The sequence below is a fragment of the Nocardia sp. GCM10030253 genome (assembly GCF_042675075.1).
Classification (GTDB): domain Bacteria; phylum Actinomycetota; class Actinomycetes; order Mycobacteriales; family Mycobacteriaceae; genus Nocardia.
Map to the genome: position 1 here is coordinate 80,652 of NZ_JBHTDL010000012.1, position 13,213 is coordinate 93,864.

A 13,213-nucleotide genomic window follows, 5' to 3' on the forward strand; every position below is an offset into this window, starting at 1 on the left:
TCTGGCGAATTCGGCTAGCAAGTCCCCCCGGATGCTGGACAATTTGAATAGCATCATCGAGCACAGCCCGCGCCACGAACGGAGGCCGACATGTCGCACACGCCGGCAAAACTCGACGAACTCGATCTCGCCATCCTGACCGCGATGCACGAGTATCAGAAGGCGGGCATCCTCGAACTGTCGCGCCGCACTCGGGTCGCACGGGCCACCGTCCAGTCCCGGATCGGACGGATGGAGGAATCCGGCGTCATCGCCTCCTACGATCCGCAAATAGATGTCACCGCAGCGGGTTTCGATGTCGAGGCCTTCGTCACGCTGGAGATCGCACAGGGCGCGCTCGACACGGTCGCCGCCGAGTTGGAGGCCATTCCCGGCGTGCTGGAGGCATACGCGACCACCGGGTCCGGCGATGTGCTGTGCCGGATCGGCGCCGACTCGCACGCCGGCCTGCAATCGGTATTGCTGAGCATCGACCGGACGAGCTCTGTGGTGCGCTCACACAGCGTCATCGTGTTGTCGACGGTGATCCCGCGCCGCACACTGCCACTGCTGCGCACCCTGACCCCCACCGGCACCACCAAGGCCCCTGCCTACCGCGACACCCACGAGCGGTAGGCAGGCAAACGGCGCGTTGCCGCGTCCTGGTCAGGGACGCAGATCGGCATGCACATCCAGAATTTCGACGCGCGGCTCGCTGTCCGCCTCCAGAAACGCAAGCAGCGCATGGGCTTCGGCCTCAACCGCAGGACGCTCCGCCGCCGACCACTTCCTGGTCGGGGTGATGCGCAACCGTGCGACACCCTTTTCCGGAAAGATCTTGTAGAACCCGGCCAGGTAGCCGTCCAGCAGCACCGGGGACACCTGGGTGGCAAAGGCACGCAGCGGCGGGGCCGTGCGGTCGGGGACGATTCGGGTCCGATCCTGGTGCGAAAGAATCGCATTGTCGTACCAGCCGAGCAGGCGGACCGGGGCGGGCAGATCGGCATCGGCCAGTTCACCGTCGGCGACGTCGTAGAGGGTGCGGCCACGCTCGTCGGTGTAGGTGCGCAGGCGATCGCCGAGCTGTTCGACGGCGGTCTTCATGCCGGTCAGCTTCGACCACGTCTGCATATCCATGGTGCTGGCAGGGCCGAAGGCACGCAGATAGCGAAAGATCAACTCCGACAACGGATATGTGGGATCCAGCGGCGCGCCGAGCCATGGCTCGACCCGGGACCAGATCGGCCTGCTGCTGTCCTTCCACTTGCCGCGCGGCGGTGTCTGCAGCACGGGCAGCTGGTACAGCCAGGTCTGCAGCACCGCGCCCGCATCGCGATCCGGATACAGCGCCGCGGCCTCGGCACGCAGATCCGCCGCCGACATCGGCTCCGCACCGAGCGCGGCCTCACCGTGCTCGCGTACCTCATCCGGATCCAACCCGACCATCGCGCCGAAGTTGAAACCCTTACGGAAAGGGATCTTCTCGAGCTCGGGTTGGATATGCGGTGCGATACGCAGCGCATCCGGCGGGGTGACCAGATGAATGGTGCCGCGCATCAGGGTAATCCGGACCAGCGAGCGATCCTCCAGACCCGTCGACACCGTCTCCGGATCGAAATCCGCTATGCGGCTCCATAATCCGACGAACGGCGGCGGTGAGTCCTGTGCCTGCAGCCCGACGAGATGGTCACACATCTCGGGCACGGTCAGCGACGAGCGCTCCAGCAGGTGCTGGCGGGCGAGCAGGGTTCGGTTCAGTACCCGATTAGACAGCATCGCGCAGCGATTCTATGAAGGGGTGGCGGTCGGGTGACGGGTGGGCCGGCATCGCGCAGCGATTCTATGAGTACCGACAGCCTCAGCGCAGCGTGACGACGACTTTGCCGGTGGCGGTGCGGTTGTCCAGTGACGCGACCGCCGCGGCGGCCTGCTCCAGCGGGTAGAGCACCGGGTCCGGCGGCGCGATCTTGCCGGAGGCGAGCAGCGGCTCGACCTCGGCCCACTGCTCGGTCAGATAACCGGGGTGCGTCATCACCCATTCACCCCAGGCCGCGCCGGTCACCTCGACGTTCTTGAGCAGCAGCCGGTTCACCTTGACCGTGGGGATCTCCCCAGCCGTGAAACCGACGACCAGCAGTCGGCCCGCCGAGGCCAGCGACCGGATGCTGTCGGTGAAACGGTCGCCGCCGACCGGATCGATCACGATGTCGACACCGCGACCACCGGTCAGTTCCTTCACCGCGGCGAGCCAGCCCTCGGTCAGCACCACATCGGTGGCGCCGTTGGCGCGGGCCACCGCCGCCTTCTCCTCGGTGCTGACCACCGCGATTACCCGGCCCGCGCCGAGCGCGACCGCCATCCGCAGCGTCGAGGTGCCGATGCCGCCCGCGGCACCGTGCACGAGCACGGTCTCGCCCGCGGCCAGTCTGCCGCGGTTGCGCAGGCAGAAGTGCACGGTCAGATCGTTGAACAGGATGCCTGCCCCGGCCTCCAGCGAAACGTTGTCCGGCAAGCGGAACACCATCTGCGCGGGCGCGACAGCTACCTCGGCCATGGCATTGCCGAGCAGGGTCAGCGCAACCACCCGGTCACCCGCCTCGACGTGCGCGCCCTCCGGCGCCTCACGAACAATGCCCGCGACCTCGCCTCCGACGACGAACGGCAACTCCGGTTTCATCTGGTACAGCCCGCGCGTCATCAGCACATCGGGAAAGGCCACCCCCGCCGCGTGCACGTCGATGACCACGCCCCCCGGATACCCCGCTGGCTCCGGGATCTCGACGACCTCGACCGCTTCCGGCCCTTCCAACTTGCTGACCTGGGCTGCGCGCATGTGCCGACCTCTCTGTCCACTCGCCGACGCGGAACTCGCCGACGACGCTGTGACCCAACCTAAACTGCCACCGCCCGATAGGCGCTTCGGGGCACCTGTCCGGACGGCCCGATTTTGTTATGCTGGCCGCGACTTATGGTCGGGCGGGAAGGGGGATTTCCTATGCAGGTCGATCCGGACACGCTGAAATCGTTCGCGACAAACCTTGGCACCGAAGCGGACAACATTCAGAAGTTCAACGCGGGGGCAGGCTTCGGCGTCGCGAGCAATGCGCTGCCCGGCACCGAATTCGGTGGTGCCGTCGCGCAAACGACGGACGTGGTCAACCGTTGCCTACTGCGGATCGGCGAGCGCCTGACGACCGTCGCCAGCAACATGCACAATGCGGCGGGCGCGTACGAACTGACCGAAGACGACTTCGCCGCGAAACTCCGCACGATCGGACTGCAGGTGCCATGACCCTCACCATTCCTGACGTCGAGAAGTGGGAGCCCGACCACCTGACCACCGCGGGCGACCACGCGGCGGGGATCGCGACGAAACTCGACGGCGCGGTCAAGGACGGATCCGACAAGACCCGTGCACTGGCGTGGTCCGGCGCCGCCGCAACCGCGGCGAATACGCGAATGGACACCGAACAGACGCGGGCAGGCACGGTCAGCACCGCCTTGCAAGGCCTCCACACCGCGTTCACCTCCCAGGTGGACAACTTGAACAACGCGAAGACCAAGGTGCTGCAACTGCGCGACCTTGCCACCAATCCGAGCTCAACACCAGACGGTGCGGAAGCTGTGCCCGGCTTCAAGGTCGAGCCCAATGGCACCGTCACCGCCGACGACCGGATCGCCAAGGTCTGCGCCCTCATGAACGGCCAGCAGCGCGTGGACGAGTCCTTGCGAATTCTGCGGGACGCGGCAACCTGGCAGATGGACATCACCAACGCACTGCAGCAGGCGGAAGCCGTTGCGGAACAAGCGAAAACCCAAGTCGCCCAGGCCGTCGGCAATCTCCAGGCCGCATATGACGCCCTCGGCGAACCGAAGTCGGGCACCACACCGGCGCCGACACCGACCGCACCCGCCGCGACCGGTACCGCGACCCCCGCCGCCTCGAATAAGCCCAACTACGCGACGGGCGGCAATCACAGCAGCGGCAACTCCAATTCGTCTTCGGGAACGCCCTATACCGGCAGCCCGAGTTCGGGCTCCCCGACCAGTTCGGGCTCCCCGACCGGGCCGATGCCAACCGGCGACGTCGCGGAATGGATCAAGAAGGCCAAAGAGAAGCTGATCGCGATGGGATACAGTCCCGATCAGATCGATGAGCGAGCGCTCGCCATGATGATCGAGCACGAGTCAGGCGGCAATCCGTTGATCGTCAACGAGTGGGACAGCAACGCCGCGGCCGGTCACCCCTCCAAAGGATTGATGCAGACCATCGACAGCACGTTCAACGCGTACAAGGCGCCGGGCCACGACAATATTTACGATCCGGTCGACAACATCATCGCCGGTACGCGGTACGCGATCGACCGTTATGGCTCGCTCGCCAATGTTCCGGGTGTGGCGGCCGTCAATAGTGGCGGGGCGTATCAGGGTTACTGATGTACCACGCCCGCACTGCGGATTCGTGGTTCACGGCCGTTAGCCTCAGGCGAAGGTCAGATTGCGTGCCGCGAGGGCGGCGCGGAGCTTGGTGATGGCGGTCGGGCCGACACCGTGCAAGGCGGCGAGGTCGCGTTCGGTCCATGAGGTCAGGTCGGACAGGCGCTGGATTCCGGCTGCGGCGAGGGCTCGTTCGGCGGGTTTTCCGAGTTTCCCGGGGAGGTCGGAGTCGGTCATGGGCCCATTTTGCCTGCGGGGGCGACATATGCGGGAGTACGGGCGGCTCGACGCGAGGGTGTGATGTACGACCCGTAAAGTCATCTCAGAACAAGCACCGCAAGAGAACGCGGCACAACGTGCAGCGCGAGGAGCACCAGTGTCACTCGAACAGCCACTCGCCCCGCTTCCCCAGGAGGGCATGGGGTTTGCTTCGGCGTGGCCCATCCGGGCTGGCGATGTAGATCCGTACAACCGCCTGCGATTCGATGCGGTTGCCCGCTATCTGCACGATATCGCCGGGGAACAGCTCGAGCAGACGTTTCTCAACCGGACCGATCCGAACTGGATTGTCCGGCGCACTGTCATCGATGTGATCCGGCCGATTCTCTGGCCCGACAGGGTGCAGCTGCTGCGATGGTGTTCGAGCATGTCGACCAGGTGGACGAACATGCGGGTGCGGGTGACCAGCGCAAACGGCGGGCTGATCGAGACAGAGGGCTTCTGGATCAATATCAGCGAGTCGAACAATATGCCCGCGCGAATCAGCGACGAGGGCTTGGCGTATCTCGCGCAGACCACCGCCGAGCACCGGTTGCGGTGGCGGCCGTATCTCACCGACACCACACCCGCGGAGTCCGACACGGACATGCCGTTCCCGGTCCGCGCCACCGATATCGACCAGTACAACCATGTCAACAACGCCTGCTACTGGCAGGCGGTCGAGCAGTTCCTCGTCGAGTATCCCAAGCTCGTCGCGGCGCCACACCGCGCGGTGATCGAGTACGTGGCGCCGGTGCTCGCGCGCCAGCACGTGACGGTGCGCAGCCGCTATGAGCCGGGCGACCGGTCCGGCAGCCCCGTGCTGCGACTGTGGTTCGTCGTCGGCGGCACCACCACCACCGTGGTCCGCATCATGCCGCTGCCTTGACACGACGGATACGCGAACGCCGGTCGAATCCGAGGCGGATTCGACCGGCGTTCGCGTGGATCAGCCGCGAGCGGCTTTGAGCAGGTCCTCGCGGGTGGTGAACTTGACCCTCGGACGGCCCGAAGCCTTGCCTGCGGACTTCTCCGCCTGATCGATCGCCTTCCAGCCTTCTCGGTCGACCAGATCGGCCTGCCGCTCACTGAGCAGCGCCTTCAGCGCGGCCCGATCGGCCTGCGGCACAGCGAGTTTGCCCGCGGTGAAGTCGGCGATCAACTGCTCGACGGTTTCCTCGGAGTCGATGCGATTGGAGCCGATGACACCACGCGGACCGCGCTTGATCCAGCCGCTGACATAGACACCGGGCAGCGGGGTGCCGTCCTCGCCGAGCACACGGCCGTGCTCGTTGGGCACCACGCCTTTGCGCTCGTCGAACGGCAGTCCGCCGACCGGCTGGCCGCGGTAACCGATGGACCGCAGCACCAGCGAGGCGTCCAGACTGTCGGTGCGGTCGGTCGCCCGCGCCACCAATTGGCCGCCCTCCTCGACCAATTCGTTGTGCACGAATTGGACCGCCTCGACATGGTCGGCGCCGGTGAGCGCGGTCGGCGAGGCCAGGTAGCGGAAGACGATCCGCCTATTGGCCGGATTACGCGGACCGGCCGCGTACTCCTCGGCGAGGGTGTATTTGAGCCGCAGCGACGGCTCGATCTTCGGATCGTCCAGCAGCGCTCGGCTGCCCGCGTCGAGTGTCAGATCGGCCTCGTCGACGATGATGTCGATACCCTTCAGGTGGGCCAGCGCCAGGAACTCCGACGAGGTGTATGCCGCCTGCAACGGACCACGTCTGCCGAGTACAACCACTTCGCGAATGTTGCTGTGGCGCAGCGCGTCCAGGGCATAGTCGGCGATATCGGTCTTGGCGAGCTCGTCGGGGTCCACGGTCAGCACGCGCGCGACGTCGAGCGCCACGTTGCCGTTGCCGACGATCACCGCGCGCTCACCGGACAGATCGAACTGCCGGTCCGTGTAATCGGGGTGGCCGTTGTACCAGGCGACGAACTCGGTCGCCGAATGGCTGCCAGGCAGGTCCTCCCCTGGAACACCCATGTGGCGATCGGTGGACGCGCCGACCGCGTACACCACGGCGTGGTGATGGGCCAGCAGTTCCTCGTGGCTGATGTGCGTGCCCACCTCGACATTGAGGTAGTACTGCAGCGTCTCCCGACGGAACGCGGACTCGAACAGGCCCGAGACGGTCTTGGTGCCGGGGTGGTCCGGGGCAACGCCCGCGCGCACCAGGCCCCACGGCGTCGGCAGCCGGTCGAACATCTCGACCTCCACGTCGGCGCGGCGCAGCAACTCGTCGGCCGCGTAGCAGGCCGCGGGTCCGGCACCGACGATCGCGACGCGCAAGGTACCCAGATCCTTCGGCGGACGTGCGGGCGTCACGATCGGATCGAAGTTCGATTCGAGCGGATGCCGTTGGAAGTACGCGGCATTGATGTCGCTATACCTGGCTAGCGACGCGGTCAGATCGTCCTCGGGGAAGATGGCCTCCACCGGGCACGCGTCGACACAGGCACCGCAGTCGATACAGGTGTCGGGGTCGATGTAGAGCATCTCGGTCGTCGCGAACTCCGGCTGATCCGGTGTGGGACGAATGCAATCGACCGGGCACTCGGAGACGCAGCTGGCGTCGTTGCAACAACGCTGCGTGATTACGTAGGCCATAGTGTGCAGATCCTCGAAAATGTGCGTGGGCTGTAGGCCACCCAGTGGTTGAAGGTGGGCGATAACGTCACGACAGCGGACCCGCGGGGGTGTCCCGCAGGGCGCCGCGTTGTGACGCCGCTTTCAGTTTGCCTCGAGTGTGGTTCAGGCCTCTCGACCGGAGGCCCTACGGTATCCCTATGGTGCGGACTCTGATCCTCATGCGGCACGGCAAATCGGCCTATCCGGACGGTGTCGCCGACCACGAACGCCCGCTCGCTCCACGCGGACAGCGCGAAGCGGGCCTGGCCGGGCAGTGGTTGCGCGATACCCAGCCGCCGATCGATGCGGTGCGGTGCTCGACCGCGAAACGCGCCCGGGAAACGCTGGCCGCCACCTGGATCGACGCACCGGTCGTCTACGAGTCCGGTATCTACGAGGCATCCCCGCGGACCCTCATCGAACTGGTCCAGCTCAGCGACGACGATGTCTCGACATTGCTGGTGGTCGGGCACGCGCCCGGAATGCCGTGGACGGCATGGGAGCTCGCGAGTAACCGCGACTCGACGCAGGCGGTCGACCTCAGCAGGAAGTTCCCCACCTCGGCACTCGCGGTGCTCGAATTCGACCGCCCGTGGGCGGACGTCGACCCGGGCACCGGTGAGCTGGTGCGCTTCCACATTCCGCGCTGACCAGCACCGGTCCAGCTGCTGGGCCGGGTTGCCGCCACCGAACGGCGGCGGCCACGATGTCAGTGCAGCAGTTTGCCGCCGACAACAACGACAACGCCGAGCACGACCAGCAGCACGAAGGCGGCGAACCCGCCGACCAGCCACCAGACGAGACCGAGCGCGATGACGAACGGCGCTACCGCGACGGCGGTGATCACCGGGCTTTCCTTGACCGTGGCCCAGGCCGAACGCGCCCTGACCCGATCTATGTTCTTACCTGGCATGCCCCCAGGGTAGGCGCGAAACCCGGACTTTGTCGGGGCTCGGTGGGATGCTCAGGACATGGATTGGAAAATCGAGCTTGTCGCCATTCCGGTCACCGACGTCGACCGGGCCAAGGATTTCTACACGAAGATCGGTTTCAATGCCGACTTCGATGAAAGGCCCACCGATGACATCCGTTTCGTCCAGCTGACCCCGCCAGGGTCCGGCTGTTCGATCTGTATCGGCACGGGCATCTCCGAGGCCGCGCCCGGCAGCGTCGAGGGCATGCAGGTCGTCGTCGCCAGCGCCGAAGAGGCCTATCGACAGCTGGTCGCGGCCGGCGTGGAAGCGACACCGGTCAAGGACATGGGCTGGGGTCTTTTCACCTTCTTCGCCGACCCCGACGGCAATAAGTGGGCCGTGCAGGAACTGCCGAAGCGCGACTGAACCGTCGACCCTTTCGCTCCCCGGCGCAACCCGCACCGCTCGTTCGACGACGTTCCGACTCCTCGAAAAAGTAGGGCTTGCTTAGAGTGCACTCCAGGTGAGTAGCGTCGTCGGTGTTCAACGAGAAGGGCGAGTGCAGTGATTGAAACCGCACGTCAGGATGGCAACGGTGTTGTTTCGAGCGACCTGCAAGCAGTCGCTAGCGGCGCTGTTTCGAGCGACCTGCAAGCAGTCGCTAGCGGTACCGTCGCGATAAGTGACAGGGAGCAGCCGCGGTACTCGATCGGTGATGCCGCCGAACGGTCCGGGCTGAGCCGGGACACACTGCGCTGGTACGAGCGAATCGGGCTGATGGATTACATCGGGCGCGATCACACCGGGAAGCGTCGGTTCAGCGAACGCGACCTGGAGTGGCTCACGCTGATCGGCAGGCTGCGCACCACCGGCATGTCGGTGGCGGACATGGTCCGCTACGCCGAATTGGTGCGGGCCGGAGATTCGACGTTCCCGGAACGGCTCGAGATGTTCCGCAACACTCGCGCCGAGGTACTCGCCAAGATCGATGAACTTCGACAGACCGTGGCCGTGCTGGATTACAAGATCGATGTTTACGAGGGCAAAACCTCGGCGATCCGACCGGCATTCCTCGCCACGCACAACAGCGAAGGGATCTAGATATGAACGCCACGCTGCCCACCACCCCGTTGGGCCGCAGCGGTATCCGAGTGGGTGCGCAGGGGCTCGGCTGCATGGGGATGAGCGAGTTCTACGGGCCCTCCGACCTCACCGAATCACGAGCGACGCTGGATCGCGCGCTCGAACTCGGCGTCACCCTCTTCGATACCGCCGATGTGTACGGCTCGGGCCACAACGAGGAATTTCTCAGCGATTTCGTCAAAGCCAATCGGGACCGGGTGGTGCTTGCCACCAAGTTCGCGATCGTCCGCAAGGCGGACGATCCCGCCTATCGCGGCATCGACAACTCCCCCGCCTATATCCGCGACGCGGTGGAGGCCAGCCTGCGCAGGCTCGGTGTCGACGCCATCGACCTGTATTACATGCACCGCCGTAATCCGGAGGTACCGATCGAGGAGTCGGTCGGCGCGATGGCGGAACTGGTCGCACAGGGCAAAGTGCGCGCTCTCGGCTTGTCCGAGGTGACCGGCGACGAACTGCGTGCGGCCGATGCGATTCACCCGATCGCGGCGGTCCAGTCCGAATGGTCGCTGTTCTCCCGGGATGTCGAGCGCACCGCGGTACCCGCGGCCGCGGAACTCGGCGTGACGTTCGTGCCGTACTCGCCACTCGGGCGCGGATTCCTGACCGGATCCTTTGCCAATGCGGGCGAATTGACCGATGCCAAGGACTTCCGGCAGACGATGCCGCGCTTCTCCGGCGACAACGCGGCGCACAACGCCGAACTGCTCGCCCCATTGCGCGCCATCGCGGATTCCCGCGGCAGCACGCTCGCACAGGTTGCGCTCGCCTGGGTGCATGCCCAGGCCGCGGTGCATGGATTGTCGGTGGTTCCGATCCCCGGCACCCGCAGCCGCACCCGGCTGACCGATAACGTGGCAGCCGCGACCATCGCGCTGACCGCCGACGAGCTCGCCACGCTGGAGCCGATCGCCGGAAAGGTGGCCGGAAACCGGTACATGGACATGACTTTCACCTCCGCGGGCCGGGAATAACGCCCCGCACAACAGATCAGGAGTTCATCTGTGTCCACGCTGACGCTCAATGTCCGATTCACCGCGAAGCCGGGACGGGAGGCCGACCTGCGCGAAACGCTGGAGGCCCTGGTCGCGCCGACCGTCGCCGAAGCAGGCTGCCTGCGCTACGAGCTCTACCTGCACCCGACCGATGCCAGTCGGATGGTGCTGCTCGAGGAGTGGGTCGACGAGGCCGCTCTCGCGGCGCATTTCCAAACGCCGCATCTGAAACAGGGCGCCGCGGAGCTGCAGGAAATCCTGGCCGAGCCGTTCCAGATTCGGCGGTTCAGCGAAATCTCCTGAACCAGAACACCCCCACCCGGTACACGCGGAAGGAGTAGGCGAACATGACCGAATCGGGCCCGGAGAGCAAGGTCGTCCGCAACGACGAGAAGAACCGCTACGAGGTCTTCTATGGCGGCGAGCTCGCCGGTTTCAGCGAGTTCGAGGAGCACGACGACGAGACGGTGTTCATTCACACCGAGGTCGACGGTGCCTTCTCCGGCAAGGGCCTCGGCAGCGTCCTCGCCGAGCAGGCCGTCGGGGACGTCATCGCGCGTGGTCGCGTGATCCGGCCGCTGTGCCCGTTCATCAAGGCCTACCTGGAGAAGCACCCGCAGTACGACGAACACGTGGTCGGCAAGGGCATCACCCGGTGAGCGATCTCGATCCGCATCCCGAGGAAGCACTGTGTGAGGCGGGACCGTGCCCGGGTCCGGTGACCGAGTTCTTCCCGGCTCGCGAAGTGCCGCTCGGCGGCGTCCGCGGCGTTTTCGTGGAACGCGTACTGCCGCAACGCGATCTGCCGACGGTCGGAGCCTGGTGTTTCCTGGATCATTTCGGGTCGCCCACCGTCACCAAGACGGGTGCGTCGCCCGATATCGACCCGCACCCGCATATCGGTCTGCAGACAGTGACGTGGCCGTTCGACGGCCGGATCAGGCACCGTGACTCGGTCGGGTCCGATGTGGAGATCCAGCCGGGTCAGCTGAACCTGATGACCTCCGGCCGTGGCATCGCGCATTCGGAATACAAGGTCGCGGGCGCGCATTCCGGGCACGGGCTGCAGCTGTGGATCGCACTGCCCGGTGACCGAACCGGGATCGAACCGCATTTCGAGCAGCATCGCGAACTGCCGGTCTACGAAGCGCCCGGGGTACGGGCCATCGTGCTGATCGGCTCGCTCGGCGATCGCACTTCACCGGCGATCGCCTACACGCCCATCGTCGCCGCGGACGTGCGGATCGAGCCCGGCACCGAGACAACGCTTCCGCTCGAACCCGGCTTCGAATACGCGTTGATGGTGATCGAAGGAACCGTCACGGCCGCGGCGGCCGAGGTCAGCGCGGGCCCGTTGCTATACCTGGGCTCCGGGCGCACCGAATTGCCCCTCACCAGTACCAGCGGCGCGCATTTCGCGCTGATCGGCGGTGAACCGTTCGGCGAGGATCTGGTGATGTGGTGGAACTTCGTCGGCCGCAGTCACGAAGACATCGTTACGGCTCGAAATGACTGGGAGAACCGGAATGTCGAGCGTTTCGCCGATATCGCGGGCCACCCGCCCGAGCAGCGGATCCCGGCGCCGCCCTTGCCCGGGCTGCATCTGAAGCCGCGCAAGCGGCGAATCGGCCCGGCTCGGACCTGAATTCGCCGTTCGACAATCCGGCCCTGCCTCGATCGACGAGGCGGGGCCGGATCGCTTGGCGCAGGAAGACCTTTCGCGCTTTTCAGGCGCCCTTGGCGAGCAACGCGTCCAGCGCCCGGTAGCTCGCGTTGAGCCCGATCTCCATACCGGACTGCAGCATTCCGTCGCGCTCCTCCGGGGTGTGGTACTGGCTGACGGTCACCACCTTCGTCCGGCCGTCGCCGAGATCGACGAAAGTGGTGCTGTCGATGGCGATATGGGCGGGCATGCCGTCCCATTCGAAGGACTGCACGATCCGCTCCTTCGGGGTGACCTCGCGGAATCGTCCCTCGAAACCGTGGACCTCACCGTCGGAATGCTGGACGAAGCGATAGTGCCCGCCCTTGCGGAATTCCCAGCGCTCCACGTCGAAACGGTCGCCGCCGCCCCACCATTGGACCAGCTGCTCGATCCGGCTGTAGGCGTTCCACACTCGGTCCAGGGGCGCGTCGAAGATCCGCTCGATGTGGATCTCACGATCCAAGGGAGTGGTAATCGTGGCGCCGATTGTGGTGTCCGTGCTCATTGGTCGTGCTCCGTTCGCTCGAGAAATTCGCCGAGACGGTCCATCCGGGCTTCCACCGTGCGCCGATGTTCCTGCATCCACGCCAACTCGCGATCGAAGACATTCGCACCGAGCCTGCAATACCTGACCCGTCCGCGTTTCTCCGTGACAACCATGCCCGCGGCCTCCAGCAGGTGGATGTGCTTCTTGATGCCGGTGAGGGTCATCTCGAAGCGCTCAGCCAACTCACTGACCGACGCGGGCCCATACCCGAGGTGTTGCAGGATCCCGCGTCGAGTGGGATCCGACAGCGCCCCGAACGACTCGTCGAGGAAGTCATACTGAACCATCTAGTTCAGTATTAACCTGCCTGGCGACCCTGTCAATGCCCTGCCCGAAGGTCGGACCGCTCGCACGGAAAAACCGTTGGGCAATTGGCGTGGTCGATTCATAGGATGTCGCCAGCGGGATCGCGCAATCCCGCAGGATGCGGCCCGTGGCAGAGCGGCCCAATGCACACCGGTACTCGAAGGAACCTCGAGTACCGGTTTGATGGAGACGAGCGGACCTGCTCCGATCCGTCCGCGGGTTCGAATCCCGCCGGTCGCCGCATCCGCCGAGAAGTCGCACCGCAATCGAATGTTGACCTCGAGTGGG

At 65.7% G+C, this 13,213-nt stretch carries 18 protein-coding genes and 1 tRNA gene; 12 read left to right on the top strand and 7 right to left on the bottom strand.

Going from position 1 to position 13,213, the window contains the following annotated elements:
* Positions 1-90 precede the first annotated feature (90 nt).
* Entirely contained in the window at positions 91-615 is a 525-nt protein-coding gene (locus tag ACFQZZ_RS26600) for an Lrp/AsnC family transcriptional regulator (RefSeq protein WP_378686261.1), read from the top strand.
* A gap of 30 nt (positions 616-645) precedes the next feature.
* On the opposite strand, the gene ACFQZZ_RS26605 is transcribed toward ACFQZZ_RS26600, so the two are convergent.
* Positions 646-1,755 carry a winged helix DNA-binding domain-containing protein gene (locus ACFQZZ_RS26605; protein ID WP_378686263.1) on the bottom strand — a complete coding sequence of 370 codons (1,110 nt, stop codon included), beginning with the start codon at positions 1,753-1,755 and terminating at the stop codon, positions 646-648.
* 82 nt (positions 1,756-1,837) lie between these two features.
* Complete coding sequence (locus ACFQZZ_RS26610; RefSeq protein WP_378686266.1) at positions 1,838-2,812, bottom strand: NADPH:quinone oxidoreductase family protein; 975 nt, start codon at positions 2,810-2,812, stop codon at positions 1,838-1,840.
* A 162-nt stretch (positions 2,813-2,974) separates the two neighbouring features.
* Between ACFQZZ_RS26610 and ACFQZZ_RS26615 the strand changes: the two genes are divergently transcribed.
* Both ACFQZZ_RS26615 and ACFQZZ_RS26620 read left to right on the top strand, forming a co-directional pair.
* Positions 2,975-3,271, top strand: a complete 297-nt coding sequence (locus ACFQZZ_RS26615) for a type VII secretion target (protein WP_378686268.1) — start codon at positions 2,975-2,977, stop codon at positions 3,269-3,271.
* Positions 3,268-4,416 (top strand): transglycosylase SLT domain-containing protein, encoded by a 1,149-nt coding sequence (locus ACFQZZ_RS26620; protein ID WP_378686270.1) that lies wholly within the window; start codon positions 3,268-3,270, stop codon positions 4,414-4,416. Before ACFQZZ_RS26615 ends, ACFQZZ_RS26620 begins: the two co-directional genes overlap by 4 nt.
* Positions 4,417-4,461: 45 nt before the next feature.
* Here the strand turns inward: ACFQZZ_RS26620 and ACFQZZ_RS26625 are convergent, their stop codons facing one another.
* Complete coding sequence (locus ACFQZZ_RS26625; protein WP_378686272.1) at positions 4,462-4,653, bottom strand: hypothetical protein; 192 nt, start codon at positions 4,651-4,653, stop codon at positions 4,462-4,464.
* A gap of 139 nt (positions 4,654-4,792) precedes the next feature.
* Between ACFQZZ_RS26625 and ACFQZZ_RS26630 the strand changes: the two genes are divergently transcribed.
* Positions 4,793-5,563 (top strand): acyl-[acyl-carrier-protein] thioesterase, encoded by a 771-nt coding sequence (locus ACFQZZ_RS26630; RefSeq protein ID WP_378686274.1) that lies wholly within the window; start codon positions 4,793-4,795, stop codon positions 5,561-5,563.
* A gap of 60 nt (positions 5,564-5,623) precedes the next feature.
* Here the strand turns inward: ACFQZZ_RS26630 and ACFQZZ_RS26635 are convergent, their stop codons facing one another.
* Positions 5,624-7,294: an FAD-dependent oxidoreductase gene (locus ACFQZZ_RS26635; protein WP_378686276.1), complete on the bottom strand. Its 1,671-nt coding sequence runs from the start codon at positions 7,292-7,294 to the stop codon at positions 5,624-5,626.
* A gap of 179 nt (positions 7,295-7,473) precedes the next feature.
* Between ACFQZZ_RS26635 and ACFQZZ_RS26640 the strand changes: the two genes are divergently transcribed.
* Complete coding sequence (locus tag ACFQZZ_RS26640; protein ID WP_378686277.1) at positions 7,474-7,965, top strand: SixA phosphatase family protein; 492 nt, start codon at positions 7,474-7,476, stop codon at positions 7,963-7,965.
* A gap of 59 nt (positions 7,966-8,024) precedes the next feature.
* On the opposite strand, the gene ACFQZZ_RS26645 is transcribed toward ACFQZZ_RS26640, so the two are convergent.
* A complete protein-coding gene (locus tag ACFQZZ_RS26645; protein ID WP_378686279.1) occupies positions 8,025-8,228 on the bottom strand; it encodes a hypothetical protein in 204 nt (67 codons plus the stop codon).
* Positions 8,229-8,286: 58 nt separating this feature from the next.
* On the opposite strand from ACFQZZ_RS26645, the gene ACFQZZ_RS26650 reads away from it, so the two are divergent.
* The 6 genes from ACFQZZ_RS26650 (at position 8,287) to ACFQZZ_RS26675 (ending at position 12,012) form a co-directional block, all read left to right on the top strand.
* A complete protein-coding gene (locus ACFQZZ_RS26650) occupies positions 8,287-8,655 on the top strand; it encodes a VOC family protein (RefSeq protein ID WP_378686280.1) in 369 nt (122 codons plus the stop codon).
* A 138-nt stretch (positions 8,656-8,793) separates the two neighbouring features.
* A complete protein-coding gene (locus tag ACFQZZ_RS26655; RefSeq protein WP_378686282.1) occupies positions 8,794-9,330 on the top strand; it encodes a MerR family transcriptional regulator in 537 nt (178 codons plus the stop codon).
* A gap of 2 nt (positions 9,331-9,332) precedes the next feature.
* Positions 9,333-10,346: an aldo/keto reductase gene (locus tag ACFQZZ_RS26660; RefSeq protein ID WP_378686284.1), complete on the top strand. Its 1,014-nt coding sequence runs from the start codon at positions 9,333-9,335 to the stop codon at positions 10,344-10,346.
* A gap of 30 nt (positions 10,347-10,376) precedes the next feature.
* Complete coding sequence (locus tag ACFQZZ_RS26665; RefSeq protein ID WP_378686285.1) at positions 10,377-10,670, top strand: putative quinol monooxygenase; 294 nt, start codon at positions 10,377-10,379, stop codon at positions 10,668-10,670.
* Between the two features lie 44 nt (positions 10,671-10,714).
* Positions 10,715-11,026: a GNAT family N-acetyltransferase gene (locus tag ACFQZZ_RS26670; protein ID WP_378686286.1), complete on the top strand. Its 312-nt coding sequence runs from the start codon at positions 10,715-10,717 to the stop codon at positions 11,024-11,026.
* Positions 11,023-12,012 (top strand): pirin family protein, encoded by a 990-nt coding sequence (locus ACFQZZ_RS26675; protein WP_378686288.1) that lies wholly within the window; start codon positions 11,023-11,025, stop codon positions 12,010-12,012. Before ACFQZZ_RS26670 ends, ACFQZZ_RS26675 begins: the two co-directional genes overlap by 4 nt.
* An 82-nt stretch (positions 12,013-12,094) precedes the next feature.
* On the opposite strand, the gene ACFQZZ_RS26680 is transcribed toward ACFQZZ_RS26675, so the two are convergent.
* Together ACFQZZ_RS26680 and ACFQZZ_RS26685 are read right to left on the bottom strand one after the other, a co-directional pair.
* Positions 12,095-12,577 carry an SRPBCC family protein gene (locus ACFQZZ_RS26680; protein WP_378686290.1) on the bottom strand — a complete coding sequence of 161 codons (483 nt, stop codon included), beginning with the start codon at positions 12,575-12,577 and terminating at the stop codon, positions 12,095-12,097.
* Positions 12,574-12,906, bottom strand: a complete 333-nt coding sequence (locus tag ACFQZZ_RS26685) for an ArsR/SmtB family transcription factor (RefSeq protein ID WP_378686292.1) — start codon at positions 12,904-12,906, stop codon at positions 12,574-12,576. The genes ACFQZZ_RS26680 and ACFQZZ_RS26685 overlap by 4 nt, the downstream gene beginning before the upstream one ends.
* A 139-nt stretch (positions 12,907-13,045) precedes the next feature.
* Here ACFQZZ_RS26685 and ACFQZZ_RS26690 point away from each other — a divergent pair.
* Positions 13,046-13,168: transfer RNA gene (locus ACFQZZ_RS26690), tRNA-OTHER, on the top strand.
* Positions 13,169-13,213 lie beyond the last annotated feature (45 nt).

Bases quoted from the DNA above. Each gene is read 5' to 3' on its own strand.
- ACFQZZ_RS26600 (WP_378686261.1), top strand. From the start codon at position 91: ATGTCGCACACGCCGGCAAAACTCGACGAACTCGATCTCGCCATCCTG.
- ACFQZZ_RS26605 (WP_378686263.1), bottom strand. From the start codon at position 1,755: ATGCTGTCTAATCGGGTACTGAACCGAACCCTGCTCGCCCGCCAGCAC.
- ACFQZZ_RS26610 (WP_378686266.1), bottom strand. From the start codon at position 2,812: ATGCGCGCAGCCCAGGTCAGCAAGTTGGAAGGGCCGGAAGCGGTCGAG.
- ACFQZZ_RS26615 (WP_378686268.1), top strand. From the start codon at position 2,975: ATGCAGGTCGATCCGGACACGCTGAAATCGTTCGCGACAAACCTTGGC.
- ACFQZZ_RS26620 (WP_378686270.1), top strand. From the start codon at position 3,268: ATGACCCTCACCATTCCTGACGTCGAGAAGTGGGAGCCCGACCACCTG.
- ACFQZZ_RS26625 (WP_378686272.1), bottom strand. From the start codon at position 4,653: ATGACCGACTCCGACCTCCCCGGGAAACTCGGAAAACCCGCCGAACGA.
- ACFQZZ_RS26635 (WP_378686276.1), bottom strand. From the start codon at position 7,294: ATGGCCTACGTAATCACGCAGCGTTGTTGCAACGACGCCAGCTGCGTC.
- ACFQZZ_RS26640 (WP_378686277.1), top strand. From the start codon at position 7,474: ATGGTGCGGACTCTGATCCTCATGCGGCACGGCAAATCGGCCTATCCG.
- ACFQZZ_RS26645 (WP_378686279.1), bottom strand. From the start codon at position 8,228: ATGCCAGGTAAGAACATAGATCGGGTCAGGGCGCGTTCGGCCTGGGCC.
- ACFQZZ_RS26650 (WP_378686280.1), top strand. From the start codon at position 8,287: ATGGATTGGAAAATCGAGCTTGTCGCCATTCCGGTCACCGACGTCGAC.
- ACFQZZ_RS26660 (WP_378686284.1), top strand. From the start codon at position 9,333: ATGAACGCCACGCTGCCCACCACCCCGTTGGGCCGCAGCGGTATCCGA.
- ACFQZZ_RS26670 (WP_378686286.1), top strand. From the start codon at position 10,715: ATGACCGAATCGGGCCCGGAGAGCAAGGTCGTCCGCAACGACGAGAAG.
- ACFQZZ_RS26680 (WP_378686290.1), bottom strand. From the start codon at position 12,577: ATGAGCACGGACACCACAATCGGCGCCACGATTACCACTCCCTTGGAT.
- ACFQZZ_RS26685 (WP_378686292.1), bottom strand. From the start codon at position 12,906: ATGGTTCAGTATGACTTCCTCGACGAGTCGTTCGGGGCGCTGTCGGAT.